Origin of the sequence: Senimuribacter intestinalis (genome assembly GCF_943192965.1) — a bacterium.
Lineage (GTDB): Bacteria > Bacillota > Clostridia > Peptostreptococcales > Anaerovoracaceae > Senimuribacter > Senimuribacter intestinalis.
On sequence record NZ_CALPCF010000008.1, the window covers coordinates 50,869 to 67,843 of the forward strand.

The window sequence follows — 16,975 nt, forward strand, 5'->3', positions numbered from 1 at the left end:
ACATGGCAGAGATAATGCGGGCGCCGGATATTGGCGGCGATAATATCGAAAGTTTTATCAATACTGGTGTAACGGTTGGTCAAATCATCAATAGACCTTATCTTGGTAAAGCATATGAAGTGGCGCTGCCTCCGGCAAAGTATAAAATTGAGGTATGGGGCGCAGAAGGCGGGTACAGATCTTCTTCCACATACGCTGGAAAAGGTGGATATTCTGTAGGAGAATTAACACTTACAGAAGATACCAATTTATATGTATATGTAGGCGGTGCAGGGAATACAGGAAAAACTTCTGGAGGCTTTAATGGAGGTGGCGCGCGCACTACATATAATGGAGGTGGTGGTGCGACTGATGTGAGAATTGGTCAGAATTCGCTTTACGCCAGAGTAATTGTTGCAGGCGGAGGCGGCTCTGATGGCGCTCCTAGTAAAAAAGGTATGTATGGCGGTGGCCTGACGGGCGGCTCGACTACAGAAAGCTTTGGCAGCGGCGGAGGCGGCGGAACGCAGATTGCTGGCGGAACTGGCAGTACTTCGGCATCGGGAAAGGGTCTGGCAGGGACTTACGGCGATTTCGGAGTTGGAGGCAAAGGATATAATGCTTCTTCTGGTTATGCCGGCGCAGGCGGAGGCGGCTGGTATGGCGGAGCAGGTTCCTATCCGGACGGTTCTGGAGATGATGACCGCGGCGGTGGAGGCGGCAGTGGTTATGTCTATACTGCTGAGACTTCCTCTCGTTATCCTTCGGGGTGTTTGCTGGACGCTGCGTATTATTTGGAAAATGCTGAGACGATTTCCGGAAATGAAAGCTTTCTGTCACCTGCAGGAACCGCAGAAAACGGTCATTCTGGCGATGGATACTGCCGAATTACGGTGCTGGAATTGCCGAAGAAAAATGATTTTTGCGGTTATATGAAAGTAGATGGAAACCAAAAGAAAATAGATTCTGGCTTTGTGAAAACAGGTGGCAGTTGGAGAAATGTTAAAAGCATCTTCACCAAGATAGACGGCGTCTGGAAAAAGTCCGCGAAAGTATTTCCTAATGGGAAAATCTGGACTTTGCTTGAAACTGCACCAAGCCAGCTGCAAAGTATTGCCTATAATGATGATTTGAGAATTTTTAGAGCAACAGACGGAAGTAAAAATCATTACTATTCTGTAGATGGATTTGAATGGATAAAAGACAACTTACCAAGTGAAAGTCTGACAATAGGATATGGAAATGGAAAATATATTGCTTTTTCATATAGTTCTTCAAATTTATTTTATGAATCCACCGATGGAAAAAATTGGACCAGTAAAACAACTTCAAATTACAGAGAGAATATTTCCGCTATAACATATGGAAATGGAATCTGGGTCGGTAAAAAAGCTTCGAGCGGAATCGTCTATTCTACGGACGGTGGTATCACTTGGACAGTTAGCAACATTACCAGCACTGAACTCTATGGTATATACTACGCTAATGGGCTATGGCTGTTATATGGAGGAAGCAGTTCAAATCAACCGTTTTATTATTCGACGGATGGTAAAACGTGGATTGCTACAGACTTCTCAAAAGCAAAAATCAATGAAATAACTTATGCAAACAATCATTGGGTGGCCTGTAGTTACGATGGCGTGTATTATTCGAAGGATGGCAAAACATGGAGTGTATCCAGTGAAATACAATACATACATTGCTATAACGCTGAATATGATGCCGACCATAATATATGGTGCGTCTCGACTTACAATCATGGAGTTGCTTACTCTACAGACGGTATAACATGGACATATAACGCACCCGGAACGGCTTCTAATTATTTTACACACATCATTTATAGAAATAAAATGTGGGTAGGAATGACTTATTCTGATGGATTATATTTTTCCAAAGATGGGGTAAATTGGAGCCAGAGTAATCTTACCGAAAGCAGTATTACGGCAGATATAGTCTATGGGAATAAAAAATGGATTGCTCCTTTAAAAATTTCTCAAGGTGGTGGAAGATATGATTATAAAACATACTATTCGATAGGAGCAGAGTAAAGAGTTAAAGCAGCATTTGCACAGGAAAAAGGGGGTGTAATTAGGTGCTTAGCATTAGTTTATACTGACAGACTCATTTGACAGGCACTGAAATGGATCCAGAAGCAGCCACTTTTTCCTCTGTCGAAAAATGACGAAATCTGCGGTAAAATGCGGCGAAAAACTATACAAAATGTTACAAATTCGTTGTAAAATGATTCTGATTATGTTAGGATTAAGAAAATAAGCGAGGGGGTAAAATCCTCCCCTGCCTGCGGGAGATTGAAGACTTGATTGGAGGTGCAGGATGCGTTTATATCATGGGAGTAATGTGGAGGTACCCGCACCTAAATTGATTCGGCAGAATCGGTTCCTGGATTTTGGTTTTGGATTTTATACTACGACGAATAGAGAACAGGCGATTGCCTTTGCGGACAAGGTATATAAGCGTAGCAGAGAAGGTAGCAGAGTTGTGAATATATATGAAATTGACGAAACTGTCGCCTTTGCGGAATGCTTTGTACTGCGTTTTGCGTTTCCTGACGAAGATTGGTTGGATTTTGTATCGGAGAACAGAGCGGGGACATATGACGGGGACAAATATGACATCATCTATGGACCTGTCGCTGACGACGACGTCTATACGACATTTACGCTTTATAGTGCCGGAGCGCTGACAAAAGAACAGGCTTTGGAGGCACTTAAAATCAAGAAATTGTACAATCAGCTGGTACTGACCTCCGAACATGCGTTAAGCTATCTGCGGTTTATCGGGACTGTGCCGGAAGAAGAACTTTGATGGAGGCAGGAATGGAAAAGAAAAAATTTGAAGCGATGCTGATACTCCTTGTTCCACAGGTGGTCGGCTTGATTGCAGAAAAGTATTGCTGCAGCGAGGTAACTGCTTCAGAGGAATTCTACAGTTCCAAAGTCTATTCTTTTTTGGAACAGGAGGATACTAAGCTGTGGCATTTTAGCCCACTGACCATATTCAATATGTTTGACGAAGAAAAACAAAGGGGAACGTTTACGTTTCCGGAGGAGGCATGACGATGAGCAGAGAAGGAGATTTTCTGATTTACTGCACGGAGCAGTATAAGTCGGCAAAAAATCTGACCGGCGCGCAGGTGGCCGAGCTATTCAGCCGATACAAGGTCTGGAATTACATCTATTCCTGCTTTGAGGCGCTGCACACCACAGGAGAAAATTATATTATCAGAGACATCGATTTGTACATTGAAGAGAGAAAGGCGGCAACGGTATCATAACGGATTGCCGCCGTTTTTTATTTGCAGTGCGCTGCTGGCAAAGTGCTGCATTGCTCCACGTTTCGCCCTAAGCCCCATCAAAGAAAACCGTTCCACACAGTCCCCAAAATCTTGAGGAAGATGTTACAAACCGGCGGCTACAACTCCGAAATTATCTTACGGCTTGAAAACCGCCCTATTTCTTTAAAATTTTTTAAATATTTTCCTCATGACTTCTGCAAATCTATTGCGGAAACCACCTAAAAATGGTAAAATAATAAATTAATGGTTAAGTAAAATTTTGCCCATAGAAGGCGGGAGAAAAGAGAGATAAATCGATATGAACAACAAGAAATATGACGGCGTATACTACCCGGTGCGGGAAGTTGCGGACTTAAAAGACATGATTGAAAGCAGCGCGTCGCTTTATAAAGATGTGCCTGCGTATTTACAGAAGGATAAGCCGGGCGGAACTTTTCAGCCGATTACCTTTGGCGAATTTAAAGAGAAAATGGATGCTCTGGGAACCAGGCTCCTTGACCTGGGACTTGGAGGCAAGAAAATCGCAGTGGTCGGTGAAAGCTGCTGGCAGTGGATTTTGACCTACTTTGCAGTGGTCTGCGGTGTCGGCGTTATCGTACCGCTGGATAAGAACCTGCCTATCGATGAGATGAAGAGTCTGGTGCAGCGCTCCGGTGCAAGCGCCCTGGTATATACGAAACGCAGCGAAAAGGCGCTGGCGCCTCTTTTTGAAGAAAAATATGACGTGGAACACTTTATTTCCATGGGGCAGAGCGAGCACAGCGAGAAGGCGCTTTCCTTGGATGAACTCATTGAAGAGGGCGAGCAGCTATTAAAAGAAGGCATACGCGACTACGTGGATGCTGAGATTGACAGAGAGCAGCTGGCGACCCTGATGTTTACTTCCGGTACTACGGGTACGTCCAAGGGCGTTATGCTTTCCCACAAGAATATCGTTGCCAATGTAGTCAGCATGTCCAAGCTGGTTCATGTGCCAGTTGGGACAAAGACTTTGTCTATACTGCCGATTCACCATGCTTACGAGTTCACTTGCGACATCTGCACCTGCTTCTATCAGGGAGGAACTGTTGTCATATGCGAGGGAATCAAATATATCCAGAAAAACATGAACGAAGTTCATAATCAGATTATGTTAGGCGTGCCTCTCGTCTTCGAAAAAATGTACAAAGGCATGTGGAAACAGGCTGAAAAGCAGGGCGAGGCGGAAAAGCTGCGCAAGGCAATTGACCTGTCCAAGAAACTGAAACTTTACAACAATCCGAAGTTGATGAAAAAGTTGTTTAAGGCGATTCACCAGAATTTCGGCAACAATATCACCCTGCTCATTGCAGGCGGTGCAGCGATTGACCCTAAGGTTATCGAAGACTTTGAAGCCATGGGGCTTCCGATGATTCAAGGCTACGGCATGAGTGAATGCGCACCGATTATCGCAGTAAATCAGGACAGATACAGCAAGGCCGCCTCAGTCGGAAAACCGATGCCCGGCACAAAGGTTCGCATTGAGAACCCCGACGAAGACGGAATCGGTGAAGTGGTCTGCAAGTGTGACTCCGTCATGATTGGGTATTACAACAATCAGGAAGCTACCGACGAGGTGCTGAAAGACGGCTGGCTTTACACTGGCGACTTGGGATATCTTGATGAGGACGGTTTCCTCTACCTGACCGGCAGAAAGAAGACTGTTATCGTCACCAAGGGCGGCAAGAATATCTTCCCTGAGGAAGTGGAAACTGTGCTCATGGAAGATGAACTGATACAGGAAGCGCTGGTGTATGGCAGAGAAGATGACAAAGTCGGCAATGTGATGATTACCGCCGATATTTTCCCGAATTACCCGCTTTTGAAAGAGCGTTTTGGCGAGATGAGCAGCAGCGATGTCTATCATTTTTACAAGGAACTGGTCGACAAAACCAACAAAAAAATGCCGACGTATAAGGCAATCAAACGCATCAATATCAGAGAAACAGAATTTGATAAGACGACCACCGGAAAGATTAAGCGCTACGGTAACTTTGCAGCGGACAGCGTGCAGACAGAGCCGCAGGAAAAGCCTGGTTATGCGCAGATGAAGGATGCTGAGATGAAGAGGGCAAAGGCTTTTGTGAAAGCGATTTCTGAAAGCACGGATCCTTACGTAAGATATAAGGAGAGCCGCCCGATTACAGATATCAAGCACATGTTTGAAACCAGCGCAGAACTTTACGGAGACAATGTCGCCTTTATGCAGAAATTTGAGAAAGACGCTCCGTATACAGCAATCACATATAAACAGGCGCTTGCCGATGTCAACGGTCTGGGAACGGCGCTGATTAACCGCGGTCTCAAAGGAAAACGCGTTGCAGTTATTGGGGAAACCTGCTATCAGTGGGAGTCCTCTTATCTGGCAGTGTTATGCGGAACTGGTGTTGTAGTGCCTCTGGATAAAGAACTTGGCGAGCAAGAACTGAAAGCACAGATTATCGATGCCGAGGTTTCCGGCGTTATCTTCGGCGGAAAATTTGCGGATATGTTCCGCGACATGAAACGCAGCGGAGAAACTGGATTAGAAATTCTGGTAAACTTTGACACAGAAGAGCATGAAGAGGAAACTCTTTCCTGGAAGTCCCTCATCAAAGAGGGCAAGGAGTTGGTTGCGCAGGGAGACAGACAGTTCCTGGATGCAGAAATTTACGGTGATGAGATGAGTGTTATCCTGTATACTTCCGGTACTACTGGAATTGCCAAAGGCGTTATGCTGTCTCATTACAATCTGGCGAGCAACCTGATGAGCGCACCGACGATTTTGAAAGTCAATCCGACTGATATTTTCTTCTCGGTACTGCCGGTGCACCACACCTACGAGTGTACCTGCGCGTTCCTGATGCCGCTTTACAAAGGCGCCGCAATCGCGTACTGCCAGGGCTTGAAATATATCACAAAGAACCTTGAAGAGGTGAAACCGACTATGCTTCTTGGCGTGCCGGTGCTCATCGAGACTTTATATAAGAAGATTTGGAAAAATGTCAGAGCAAAAGGCAAAGAAAAGATGCTGAAACGGCTTCTGGCGATGAACAGAAAGACCAAGAAGATGGGTGTGTCCATCAGCAAGCCGTTTACCAAGGAAATTCTGGAAGTATTTGGCGGTAGAATGCGTGTTATCATTTCCGGCGGCGCGGCAATCGACCCTGAGATTTTACAGTTCTTCAATGACCTGGACATTGTTTGTGTGCAGGGCTGCGGTTTGACGGAGTGCTCACCGATGACAGCGCTGAATCCGGACGTCGAAAAAGATATGCGACTTGCTTCTGTGGGACATCTGCTGCCTGGCATGGAAGTCAGAATTGCAGAGCCTGACGAAGACGGCGTTGGCGAGATTTGCTACAAAGGCGATAATGTAATGCTGGGATATTACAAGAATCCCGAAGCGACTGCAGAGGTAATGGAAGACGGGTGGCTTCATACCGGTGATCTGGGTTATGTGGATAAAGAGAACTTCATATATATTACAGGAAGAAAGAAAAATGTGATCATCACTAAGAACGGTAAGAATGTTTTTCCGGAAGAGCTGGAATACTATCTGAGCGCTGTACCATATATTTCAGAAAGTATGGTTTGGGGAGATGAGGTTGAAGATGGAAACGATATGACCATCGCAGCGACAGTGACTTTAGATGAAGAGGAAATCAGTGAAGCGCTGGGAGAAGCTTTTACCGAAGAGGATGCAAAGGAGTTGGTATGGGAAGCCGTTGATAAAATCAACGAGAAACTTCCGTACTATAAAAAAATCAAAAAGCTCCGCATCCGCAGAGAAGATTTTGAGAAGACCACAGGTAAAAAAATTAAACGTTTCGTCGAAGGAAACAAAAAAGGAAACAAGTAAAGGGCGAAAACATTGACAAATGCACAATTTTAGAGTATAATACTCGGACTATGGCATTGCTGAAAGGAGAATTAGAATATGTCAGAAGAAATACTTCTAACCCAGGAGGGTTATGATAAATTAGAGGCCGAAAGAGACATGCTGGTATCCGTTAGAAGAAAAGAAGTTTCCGAAAGATTGAAGGAAGCGATTTCTTACGGAGACCTTTCCGAAAACGCAGAATACGATGCCGCTAAAAATGAGCAGGCTGAACTGGAAGAGAGAATCCACAAACTGGAAACCATGATGAGAAATGCAAAGATTATCAACGAAGATGAAGTTTCCGGCGATCACGTAAACGTAGGTTTGACTGTAAGAGTAGTAGAGACACAGACCGGTGAGGAGCAGTCCTTTGTTATCGTAGGATCTACAGAAGCAGACCCGTTTGCAGAGCCTGCCAGAATTTCCAACGAATCACTTGTAGGTCAGGGACTCCTCGGAAAAGGAATTGGCGAGGTTGCCGAAATCGTAGTTCCGGATGGGGTGCTGCACTACAGAATTGAAGAAATAACTAAGTAGTATAAAGGATGATAGATATGAGTACACAAGATAACAACATGAATGTAAATCCGGAAGTTGAGGAACTTTCGGAAGAAAATCTGAATGAGCAGAGATTGATCAGAAGAGAAAAGCTGAAGAAACTGCAGGAAGCTGGCAGAAATCCTTTTGTCAACGAAACATGGGATGTGACTGCCCATAGCATGGACATCAAAGATAACTTTGACGCCATGGAGGATCAGGAAGTGTCCTGCGCCGGAAGAATCATGGCGTTCAGAAGAATGGGCAAGATGGCTTTTGTCGACATTCAGGATAAGCAGGGCAGAATCCAGTGCGTAGTCAAGAGAGACGACATCGGCACAGATGAATACACCTGGTTTAAGACCTATGATATCGGTGATATCATCGGTGTAGAAGGAACTATTTTTAAGACAAAAGCAGGGGAAATTTCCATTCAGGTAAAGAGACTGGTACTTTTATCCAAGTCATTGCAGGTGCTGCCAAACAAGTGGCATGGTTTGAAGGATACGGATATCCGCTACAGGCAGAGATATGTGGACTTAATCGTAAATCCTGATGTCAGAGAGACTTTCTATAAGAGAGCAAAGATTATCCATGAGATCAAGAGAGTACTGGAAGAGGATTACAACTTCCTGGAAGTGGATACACCGATTCTGACTACCATTGCAGGCGGCGCCAACGCAAGACCGTTCAATACCCATCACAATACTTTGGACATCGACATGAAACTGCGTATTTCCAACGAGCTTTATCTGAAGAGACTGATTGTAGGCGGTCTTGACAGAGTTTACGAAATGGGCAAGATGTTCAGAAACGAAGGCATGGACAGAAACCACAACCCTGAGTTTACTTCCATGGAATGCTATATGGCTTACGGCAATATGGAAAGCATGATGGACGTAACAGAGCAGGTAATCTACAAGGCAGCCATGGCTGTAAACGGTACACCAGTTATCACTTATCAGGGCAAGGATTTTGATGTGACTCCGCCTTGGAGAAGACTGGATATGACCGATGCCGTAAAGGAAATTACCGGCGTTGATTTCCACAAGATTGACTCTGACGAAGATGCGAGAGCCGCCGCTATCGCCTATGGCATGGATGCGGAAGAAGTGAAGGAAATGACACGCGGCAAGATTATTGCTGAGATGTTTGAAGAATACTGCGAAGATGTTCCGGGCTATCTGGACGGACCAGTCTTTGTTGTGGGACATCCTGTAGAGATTTCGCCGCTGGCAAAGAGAGACCCGAAAGATCCGAGGATCACCAGAAGATTCGAAGGCTACATCAATGGATGGGAAGTCTGCAATGCGTTCTCCGAGCTGAACGATCCAATCGACCAGTTCGAAAGATTTACCGAACAGCAGGCACAGCTTGATTCCGGTGAAGATGATGAAGCACATCCGATGGATATGGACTTTGTCAATGCGCTGGAAGTAGGTCTTCCACCGACAGGCGGACTTGGAATTGGAATCGACAGAGTGGTTATTTTAATCACAGATTCTCCGAGCATTAGAGATATCATCCTGTTCCCGACGATGAAACCAATGGACTAAAAAATCCCATAATTTCTAAGATTAAGACCTTGAGAGGACAACACCTTTCAAGGTCTTTTTTGCGTTGTGCGGTGTATCCGGTCGCAAACTTCAAGTTTTCTTTGATTTCCAATACAATGTAATTGCAAGGGAAATACAGGAGGGAAAGCCTATGAATAAACAGACATATATAACAGAGGAAGAAAGGGAAAAATGCAGAAAGGTTGCCAATGCCTTTTTGGAAATCTATCAGGAAGATGATGTGCTGGTGGTGGACGCCGGAAGGTTCGGGTTTGTGAAATTGCAGAATTATATGCCAAACGAGGGATTTGACAGTGTCACGACTTATACGGACAGCAGGGATATGTTGGAGGACTTATGGCAGGATTGGCTGATTACACAGCTTTTTGCTCTTTCAAAAGGAACGCCGATGGAAGATTTTACGCAGGAGGAGTTATTAAAGATATTGCCGACGAAAAAGCAGAAGGAATTTGCTTATAAAAAGATTTGCTTTATGAATAAAGCCGCAATTTGAAATGGTTTTTAATATGTGGATAGCAATGTTTCCCTGAGATAAAGAAGCTTCTCAGGGGAATTTTTTGTCTCAATTCGCAAACTACAAGGACTACCTTGCCGAATTGCTGAAAGATGAAAACAATTCGCTTTGGTCGGCTGTCCTTTATGGTATCTCGTACAGCAGCGATCAGATTGTAACCGTTGCGTTGTCTCAGGTCGGCAATGTCGGCGGAGAGCCGTACTGAAGTTGGTACAGCTTCAATTCTCGTGTGGAATGGTGTGCCTGTTTCGTAAGCTGGTGCGCTAACGAGTGCGGCTATATTGATACTGGGGTTATCCCGAAATTTGCGGGCTGCGTCAACGGCGCACAATGGTTTAAGGACAGAGGACAATGGCTTGACGGATCTGCCGAGCCTGTTCCCGGAATGATTATTTTCTTTGATTGGGAGAGCGATGGTGAAACCGATCATGTTGGAATTGTGGAAAAAGTCGAAAACGGTATTGTTTACACCGTAGAAGGCAATTCCGGCGATAGCTGCCGAATCAATCAGTACCCAATAGGGAATTATCAGATTTACGGATACGGTGTGCCACAGTATTAGAAAACAAGCCGTTTGCAGAAATGCAAGCGGCTTACATAAAATCAACTTTACAATGTTTTTACAATCGCAAGATAACGAATTTGATGTTCGGTCGGTATAATAAAACCGTAATCGAAAAGATTATGGAGAAAAAACAAAAGGAGAATTTGATTATGAAAACAAAGAAAATACTTGCATTAGCACTTGGCGCAGTTTGTGTTTTCGGTATGCTTGCCGGATGTGGAAAACAGGAAACAGGTACAGTTTCAACAGATGGTTCTACCTCTATGGAAAAAGTAATCGGCTCGTTGAAAGAAACCTTTGAGGCAGAGAACGAAGGAATTACCGTTACATACAATCCCACTGGTTCTGGTACAGGCATTACAGCAGTAGCGGAAGGACGCTGTGACATCGGACTTTCCAGCCGTGATTTGAAGGATGAAGAAAAAGCAAAAGGACTTGAAGGAACAGTTATTGCTTATGATGGTATTGCAATCATTGTCAATCCCGAAAATACCGTAGATGATCTTACGATTGAGGATATTGCCAAAATCTATACTGGTGAGATTAAAAACTGGAAAGAAGTCGGCGGTAAGGACGCTGAGATTGTCTTAATTGGAAGAGAAGCAGGAAGCGGAACCCGTGACGGCTTTGAATCCATTACGGGAACAAAGGATCAATGCAAATTGAAGCAGGAACTTACCTCTACCGGAGATGTGATTACGACCGTTGCGGGGAATCCGGCAGCAATCGGATATGCGTCTCTTGCTTCCGTAAAGGACAGCGTAAAAGCATTGAAAGTCGGAGGCGTAACGCCCAGCGAAACAACAATTAAGGACGGCAGTTATAAGGTGCAGCGTAATTTTGTGCTGGTTACGAAAACCGAGGGTAAACTGTCTGATGCAGCACAGAAATTCTTTGACTACATTACTTCAAGCGACGCTTCGGAACTAATCAGGAAAGCAGGAGCCGTACCGGTAAAATAAAGGACTGTAAAAGCGACGGCGATAGGAAACCGCTGCTTTTCACATTTTGAAAGGAATGTAGTGATGAAGAAAAAGAGATTATTTGAAACCATCATACACGGCATATTCCTGATATTGGGGCTTATTACAGTAGGATTTGTTTTGCTGATTACAGTGTATCTTATCATATCGGGTATTCCCGCTATTCGGGAAATTGGAGTTTTCAAATTTCTGTTTGGGAAAGTTTGGGCTTCCACAGCAGCAAAAGCTTCCTATGGAATTCTGCCGTTTATTTTAACCAGCGTTTACGGTACAGCCGGAGCTATCGTAATCGGTGTACCGGTCGGCTTTATGACCGCTGTATATCTTGCAAAGCTTGCTCCGGAAAAAATAAAAACCATTATGGGATCGGCGGTCAGTCTGCTTGCGGGAATCCCGTCGGTGGTTTACGGTCTTGTGGGAATGCTTGTATTAGTGCCGGCAGTTCGGACGCTGTTTCATCTGCCGGACGGTGCAAGTCTGTTTGCGGCAATGATTGTTTTGGCGGTAATGATTCTCCCGTCAATTATCAAAGTTTCCATAACCGCATTGGAAGCTGTACCGAAGGAATATGAGGACGCATCTTTGGCACTTGGCGCTACTCCGGTGGAAACCTATTTCCGGGTGTCTGTTCCGGCGGCAAAAAGCGGAATTGCGGCGGCTGTTGTGTTGGGCGTAGGACGTGCCATTGGCGAGGCGATGGCAGTAATGATGGTGGCAGGAAATGTAGCCAATATGCCATCCCTATTTGGGAGTGTGCGTTTTCTTACAACAGCAGTTGCTTCAGAAATGTCTTATTCAAGTGGGTTACAACAGCAGGCATTGTTCTCCATCGCCCTTGTACTGTTTCTCTTTATTATGCTGATAAACGCTGCACTTAATTTCTTTTTGAAGCGGGATAAGGAGGGTTCAAAGTGAACAAAAGTCGAAAAGGATATATTTTTACTATGAAGCTGCTCATGTGGCTGTCAGTGGGAATTACGGCGGCACTTGTATTGTTTTTGCTCGGATATATTCTTGTGAAAGGAATTCCCCATATCACTTGGGAACTGCTCTCTACAAAACCGAGCTATATTGAAGAACGCATTGGGATTCTGCCAAATATTCTGAACACCTTGTATATTATTCTTGCCACGCTTGTTTTTGTAATACCTCTTGGAGTGGGGGCGGCGATTTATTTAACGGAATATGCAAAGAATAAAAGAATTGTTACGGCGATTGAATATGCTGCGGAAACCCTGTCGGGAATCCCATCAATCATTTACGGGCTTGTTGGTATGTTGTTCTTCTGTCAGTTTTTAAATATGAAAACATCCCTTTTGGCTGGTGCGCTGACGCTTGTTATTATGAATCTGCCTACTGTTATGCGCACTACGCAGGAAAGCCTGAAAACCGTGCCACAGAACTACCGGGAAGGTGCGTTCGGACTTGGAGCCGGAAAATGGCGGGTAATTCGTACTGTGGTACTTCCCGGTTGTGTGGATGGGGTGGTCACAGGATGTATCCTGTCAGTCGGAAGAATTCTTGGCGAATCGGCGGCGCTTTTATTTACAGCTGGACTTGCCCACGAATTATATGGATTATTTGAGGGGCTGCAAAACTCCGGCAGTACGCTGACAGTAGCGTTATATGTTTATGCAAAGGAACAGGGTGAATTTGAAATAGCTTTTGCGATTGCCGCAATACTAATGATTATGACGCTGCTTATCAACCTTGCCGCTGATATTGTCAGCCGTTATTTCAAGAAAAGGAGAAGCCTATGAGCAGTATAATGACAGTAAGAAATCTGTGCTTATGGTATGGAAAAGCACAGGCACTTAAACATATCAATATGGAAATCCCCGAAAAAAGCATAACGGCGCTTATCGGTCCGTCGGGTTGTGGAAAATCCACATTTTTGAAAACACTTAACAGGATGAACGATTTGGTTTCCAGCGTTAAGATTACGGGCGAAGTTATGTATAACGGTGAGAATATTTATGACAATTCAGTTGATGTAAACGAACTTCGTAAAAATATCGGAATGGTGTTTCAAAAACCGAATCCATTTCCAATGAGCATTTATGACAATATTGCTTACGGACCTCGTACACACGGAATTAGAAGCAAAGCAAAACTCGATGATATTGTGGAACGCTCACTCCGGGATGCAGCTATTTGGGAGGAAGCAAAGGACAGGCTGAAAAGAAATGCTTTGGGACTATCCGGCGGTCAGCAGCAAAGGCTCTGTATTGCGAGAGCACTTGCAGTAGAGCCGCAGATTCTCCTGATGGATGAACCGACTTCGGCGCTTGATCCAATTTCCACTTCGCATATTGAGGAACTGGCAATGAAGCTGAAAGAAAAATATACGATTGTCATTGTTACACATAATATGCAGCAGGCTGTCCGTATCTCAGATCATACGGCATTCTTTCTGCTGGGGGATTTGGTTGAATTTTCAGAGACAGAAGCAATGTTTTCACAACCGGGGGATAAACGCACAGAGGATTATATTACAGGGAGGTTTGGTTAAATGCGGTCAAAATTTGATGAACAACTGGAACTGCTTCATAAAGAGCTTATTGAAATGGGCGCTCTTTGTGAAAATGCCATAGCAATGGCGGCAAAAGCACTCTCAGAGGGCAACACGAAAATGGCGGCAAAAGTCCCCGAATTGTCAACTGAGATAGATAGAAAAGAGAGGGATATTGAAACCATGTGTATGAAGCTGCTCCTTCAGCAGCAGCCGGTGGCAAAGGATTTGCGAACGATTTCCTCCGCACTGAAAATGGTGACGGATATGGAGCGCATTGGGGACAATTCCGGCGATATTGCAGAAATTGTGACTATGGCGAACATTTCACCCTCCGATAATACGGAGCATATTCAGGATATGGCAAGAGCGACAATCAAAATGGTAACAGACAGTATTGACGCCTTTGTGAAGAAAGATATAGAGATTGCAAATGCAGTCATTACCTACGATGATGTGGTAGACGGTCTCTTTGACGAAGTAAAGACAGATTTGATAGAAAAGTTTGGTAATCCTGAATCAAACGGAGAAAAAGTTCTCGACCTTCTTATGATTGCAAAGTATTTTGAGCGTATGGGTGATCATGCGGTGGAAATTGCAAAGTGGGTATTGTTTTCTATTACTGGAAGGAAAGAGAGATAAACGATAATTTCATTGCATATAAGCAAAGTTGAAAAAGAGGCGGGTTTATGCCATAATATAATATGGGTATTTTTATGCAGAAGGAGAATGACAATGATTTATTGTGTAGAGGATGACAATGGAATTAGAGATTTAATGATATATGCTTTAAATTCTGCTGGGTTTGAAGCAAAAGGCTTCACGGACGGTACAGAATTTTTTAGTGCGTTGCAAGCGGATCAGCCGAAACTTATTATACTTGATATTATGCTGCCGGGTGATGACGGAATCACGATTCTAAAAAAGCTTCGTAACAATACTGTTACCGCAGATATTCCGGTTATTATGGCAACAGCCAAAGGAACTGAATATGACAAGGTAATCGGTCTTGACACAGGTGCAGACGATTATCTTGCAAAGCCATTCGGAATGATGGAAATGGTTTCCCGTGTGAAAGCTGTACTTAGGCGGACAGCTCCAAAAAACACCCCAAAAACTTTAAAGGTGGGAAATCTTGAAATAAAGGAATCTGAGCATACTGTTTATGCCTGCGGCGAGCGTATCACGCTTACATTAAAAGAATACGATCTTTTGTATTTGTTTATGGATAATCTTGGAAAAGTTTTCACCCGTGACAGATTATTACAATTAATATGGAGTTCTGATTATATAGGCGAAACAAGAACAGTCGATGTTCATATTGGAACTCTCCGTACAAAACTCGGAGAATGTGGAAGTTATATAGAAACTGTCCGAGGTGTTGGGTATCGAATGGAGGCGAAGCTATGACAAAAAGAATTTTTCGTACTGTATTCGTTGTTGCCATCAGCATATTTATTGCTTCAGCCGTACTTTTTATGACTGTACTGTATGACTATTTTTCTGGTATCCAACAAAATCAACTGCGTATGCAAATTGATCTTGCTTCACAGGGCGTTGAAGATGAAGGACTTGATTACCTGAAAAACTTAAATATAAAAGATTACCGTGTTACTTGGATAGGAACAGATGGTAAAGTTCTTTATGACAGCATATCAGAGGCTGATGAAATGGAAAATCATTTTGAACGGGAAGAAGTAAAAGAAGCACTTTCAGAGGGATATGGTGCAAGTTCCCGTTATTCCTCCACATTAACGCAGCGTTATCTCTATGGAGCAAAGCGACTGCCAGATGGAACTGTTATCAGGCTTTCAGTAACACAGAATTCTCTGCTCATACTTACACTCGGTATGTTGCAGCCAATTATGATTATATTTGTGATTGCTATTATTTTATCAGCTTTTTTAGCTTCGAGACTGTCAAAGAAAATTGTTAAGCCGTTGAATGAATTAAATTTGGATAAACCTTTAGATAATAATGGATACGATGAACTTTCTCCTCTGCTTCGGCGTATTGATACACAGCAAAAAGAGATTAGTCGGCAAAGTGAGGAATTAAGACAAAGGCAGAATGAGCTTGAAGTGATGACCTCCGCTATGTCTGAGGGAATTATTTTGCTGAATAATAGAGGAACTGTTTTGAGTATCAACAAGGCGGCTGCGAAACTATTTGGGACAGATTGTTTTTGCATAGGTGAGGATATCGTGTCAATAAACCGCAGCTTGGAATTAGCCCAATTGCTTAATAGGGCGAAGAACGGGGAACATTCAGAAAGAGTTGTGGAACTTGGATGTGGTCGGTATCAAATGATGGCAAGTCCTGTTATATCAAATAATATAGTATCCGGGATTGTGCTTTTAATACTTGATGTAACGGAGAAAGAAAAGGCGGAACAATTACGCCGTGAATTCACAGCCAATGTTTCACATGAGTTAAAGACGCCATTGCATACCATATCGGGAAGCGCTGAGCTTTTGGCGAACGGTATGGTAAAGCCGGAGGACATTCCCATCTTTTTAAAGCGTATTTACTCTGAAACACAACGCATGATTCAATTAGTGGAAGATATTATACGGCTTTCACATTTGGACGAAGGCGCTGAAGATATGAAATGGGATATGGTGGATTTATATGCGGTAGCAGAGGAAACGATAAATTCTCTTGCCGACGAAGCAGAAAGCAATGGGATAAAATTTGAACTGTATGGAGAAACTGTTTTGATCAACGGCATCAGGCAGCTGCTTCAGGAGATTATATACAATCTCTGTGACAATGCGATCAAATATAACTGTAGGGGCGGTTCGGTATCTGTAGGGGTAAAGAATGAAAATGAATTTGCTGTTCTGACCATCACCGACACGGGTATTGGCATTCCGGCAGAACATCAAGAGCGCATTTTTGAACGATTTTATCGAGTAGATAAAAGTCATTCAAAAGAAATAGGTGGTACAGGACTTGGACTGTCTATTGTAAAACACGCTGCAAAACTGCATAATGCGGAAATTGAGTTGCACAGCATTGTAAATAAAGGTACTGAAATTACAATCAAATTTCCTAAAAACTAAACATAATGAGAGACAGAGTCGTAGTAAAAACTGCGGCTCTGTTT

The 16,975-nt window shown here is 43.7% G+C and carries 17 protein-coding genes; all 17 read left to right on the forward strand.

Going from position 1 to position 16,975, the window contains the following annotated elements; translation table 11 throughout:
• The first annotated feature begins 2 nt into the window (after nucleotides 1-2).
• The 17 genes from NFR88_RS08585 (at nucleotide 3) to NFR88_RS08660 (ending at nucleotide 16,931) form a co-directional block, all read left to right on the forward strand.
• On the forward strand, nucleotides 3-2,030 hold the full coding sequence (locus NFR88_RS08585; RefSeq protein WP_251615183.1) for a glycine-rich protein: 2,028 nt from the start codon (nucleotides 3-5) through the stop codon (nucleotides 2,028-2,030).
• Nucleotides 2,031-2,316: 286 nt separating this feature from the next.
• On the forward strand, nucleotides 2,317-2,808 hold the full coding sequence (locus tag NFR88_RS08590; RefSeq protein ID WP_160201814.1) for a DUF3990 domain-containing protein: 492 nt from the start codon (nucleotides 2,317-2,319) through the stop codon (nucleotides 2,806-2,808).
• Between the two features lie 11 nt (nucleotides 2,809-2,819).
• The gene (locus NFR88_RS08595) at nucleotides 2,820-3,059 is read left to right on the forward strand and encodes a hypothetical protein (RefSeq protein ID WP_160201813.1); all 240 of its coding nucleotides are present in this window, start codon (nucleotides 2,820-2,822) and stop codon (nucleotides 3,057-3,059) included.
• A 2-nt stretch (nucleotides 3,060-3,061) separates the two neighbouring features.
• Nucleotides 3,062-3,277 (forward strand): DUF3791 domain-containing protein, encoded by a 216-nt coding sequence (locus tag NFR88_RS08600; RefSeq protein WP_160201812.1) that lies wholly within the window; start codon nucleotides 3,062-3,064, stop codon nucleotides 3,275-3,277.
• Nucleotides 3,278-3,596: 319 nt separating this feature from the next.
• On the forward strand, nucleotides 3,597-7,157 hold the full coding sequence (locus tag NFR88_RS08605; RefSeq protein WP_251615185.1) for an AMP-dependent synthetase/ligase: 3,561 nt from the start codon (nucleotides 3,597-3,599) through the stop codon (nucleotides 7,155-7,157).
• A 78-nt stretch (nucleotides 7,158-7,235) separates the two neighbouring features.
• Nucleotides 7,236-7,715: a transcription elongation factor GreA gene (gene greA, locus NFR88_RS08610; protein WP_160201810.1), complete on the forward strand. Its 480-nt coding sequence runs from the start codon at nucleotides 7,236-7,238 to the stop codon at nucleotides 7,713-7,715.
• A gap of 17 nt (nucleotides 7,716-7,732) precedes the next feature.
• Nucleotides 7,733-9,271 (forward strand): lysine--tRNA ligase, encoded by a 1,539-nt coding sequence (gene lysS, locus NFR88_RS08615; protein ID WP_251615187.1) that lies wholly within the window; start codon nucleotides 7,733-7,735, stop codon nucleotides 9,269-9,271.
• A gap of 151 nt (nucleotides 9,272-9,422) precedes the next feature.
• Entirely contained in the window at nucleotides 9,423-9,785 is a 363-nt protein-coding gene (locus NFR88_RS08620) for a hypothetical protein (RefSeq protein WP_160201808.1), read from the forward strand.
• 64 nt (nucleotides 9,786-9,849) lie between these two features.
• The gene (locus tag NFR88_RS15225; protein ID WP_463602668.1) at nucleotides 9,850-10,011 is read left to right on the forward strand and encodes a hypothetical protein; all 162 of its coding nucleotides are present in this window, start codon (nucleotides 9,850-9,852) and stop codon (nucleotides 10,009-10,011) included.
• Between the two features lie 24 nt (nucleotides 10,012-10,035).
• Nucleotides 10,036-10,368: a CHAP domain-containing protein gene (locus NFR88_RS08625; protein ID WP_465250583.1), complete on the forward strand. Its 333-nt coding sequence runs from the start codon at nucleotides 10,036-10,038 to the stop codon at nucleotides 10,366-10,368.
• Nucleotides 10,369-10,520: 152 nt separating this feature from the next.
• Entirely contained in the window at nucleotides 10,521-11,333 is an 813-nt protein-coding gene (locus NFR88_RS08630; protein ID WP_160201807.1) for a phosphate ABC transporter substrate-binding protein, read from the forward strand.
• A gap of 63 nt (nucleotides 11,334-11,396) precedes the next feature.
• On the forward strand, nucleotides 11,397-12,269 hold the full coding sequence (pstC, locus tag NFR88_RS08635; RefSeq protein WP_160201806.1) for a phosphate ABC transporter permease subunit PstC: 873 nt from the start codon (nucleotides 11,397-11,399) through the stop codon (nucleotides 12,267-12,269).
• Nucleotides 12,266-13,114: a phosphate ABC transporter permease PstA gene (gene pstA / locus NFR88_RS08640; RefSeq protein ID WP_465250584.1), complete on the forward strand. Its 849-nt coding sequence runs from the start codon at nucleotides 12,266-12,268 to the stop codon at nucleotides 13,112-13,114. Before pstC ends, pstA begins: the two co-directional genes overlap by 4 nt.
• Nucleotides 13,111-13,866, forward strand: a complete 756-nt coding sequence (gene pstB / locus NFR88_RS08645) for a phosphate ABC transporter ATP-binding protein PstB (protein WP_160201805.1) — start codon at nucleotides 13,111-13,113, stop codon at nucleotides 13,864-13,866. The genes pstA and pstB overlap by 4 nt, the downstream gene beginning before the upstream one ends.
• Nucleotides 13,867-14,508 (forward strand): phosphate signaling complex protein PhoU, encoded by a 642-nt coding sequence (gene phoU / locus NFR88_RS08650; protein WP_251615189.1) that lies wholly within the window; start codon nucleotides 13,867-13,869, stop codon nucleotides 14,506-14,508.
• A gap of 93 nt (nucleotides 14,509-14,601) precedes the next feature.
• Nucleotides 14,602-15,276: a winged helix-turn-helix domain-containing protein gene (locus NFR88_RS08655; protein ID WP_160201803.1), complete on the forward strand. Its 675-nt coding sequence runs from the start codon at nucleotides 14,602-14,604 to the stop codon at nucleotides 15,274-15,276.
• Nucleotides 15,273-16,931 carry a sensor histidine kinase gene (locus tag NFR88_RS08660; RefSeq protein ID WP_160201802.1) on the forward strand — a complete coding sequence of 553 codons (1,659 nt, stop codon included), beginning with the start codon at nucleotides 15,273-15,275 and terminating at the stop codon, nucleotides 16,929-16,931. Before NFR88_RS08655 ends, NFR88_RS08660 begins: the two co-directional genes overlap by 4 nt.
• The last annotated feature ends 44 nt before the right edge of the window (nucleotides 16,932-16,975 follow it).

Excerpts from the sequence above, each read along its gene's own strand:
- NFR88_RS08585 (WP_251615183.1), top strand. The coding sequence starts at position 3 with ATGGCAGAGATAATGCGGGCGCCGGATATTGGCGGCGATAATATCGAA.
- NFR88_RS08590 (WP_160201814.1), top strand. The coding sequence starts at position 2,317 with ATGCGTTTATATCATGGGAGTAATGTGGAGGTACCCGCACCTAAATTG.
- NFR88_RS08595 (WP_160201813.1), top strand. The coding sequence starts at position 2,820 with ATGGAAAAGAAAAAATTTGAAGCGATGCTGATACTCCTTGTTCCACAG.
- NFR88_RS08600 (WP_160201812.1), top strand. The coding sequence starts at position 3,062 with ATGAGCAGAGAAGGAGATTTTCTGATTTACTGCACGGAGCAGTATAAG.
- NFR88_RS08605 (WP_251615185.1), top strand. The coding sequence starts at position 3,597 with ATGAACAACAAGAAATATGACGGCGTATACTACCCGGTGCGGGAAGTT.
- greA (WP_160201810.1), top strand. The coding sequence starts at position 7,236 with ATGTCAGAAGAAATACTTCTAACCCAGGAGGGTTATGATAAATTAGAG.
- lysS (WP_251615187.1), top strand. The coding sequence starts at position 7,733 with ATGAGTACACAAGATAACAACATGAATGTAAATCCGGAAGTTGAGGAA.
- NFR88_RS08620 (WP_160201808.1), top strand. The coding sequence starts at position 9,423 with ATGAATAAACAGACATATATAACAGAGGAAGAAAGGGAAAAATGCAGA.
- NFR88_RS08630 (WP_160201807.1), top strand. The coding sequence starts at position 10,521 with ATGAAAACAAAGAAAATACTTGCATTAGCACTTGGCGCAGTTTGTGTT.
- pstC (WP_160201806.1), top strand. The coding sequence starts at position 11,397 with ATGAAGAAAAAGAGATTATTTGAAACCATCATACACGGCATATTCCTG.
- pstB (WP_160201805.1), top strand. The coding sequence starts at position 13,111 with ATGAGCAGTATAATGACAGTAAGAAATCTGTGCTTATGGTATGGAAAA.
- phoU (WP_251615189.1), top strand. The coding sequence starts at position 13,867 with ATGCGGTCAAAATTTGATGAACAACTGGAACTGCTTCATAAAGAGCTT.
- NFR88_RS08655 (WP_160201803.1), top strand. The coding sequence starts at position 14,602 with ATGATTTATTGTGTAGAGGATGACAATGGAATTAGAGATTTAATGATA.
- NFR88_RS08660 (WP_160201802.1), top strand. The coding sequence starts at position 15,273 with ATGACAAAAAGAATTTTTCGTACTGTATTCGTTGTTGCCATCAGCATA.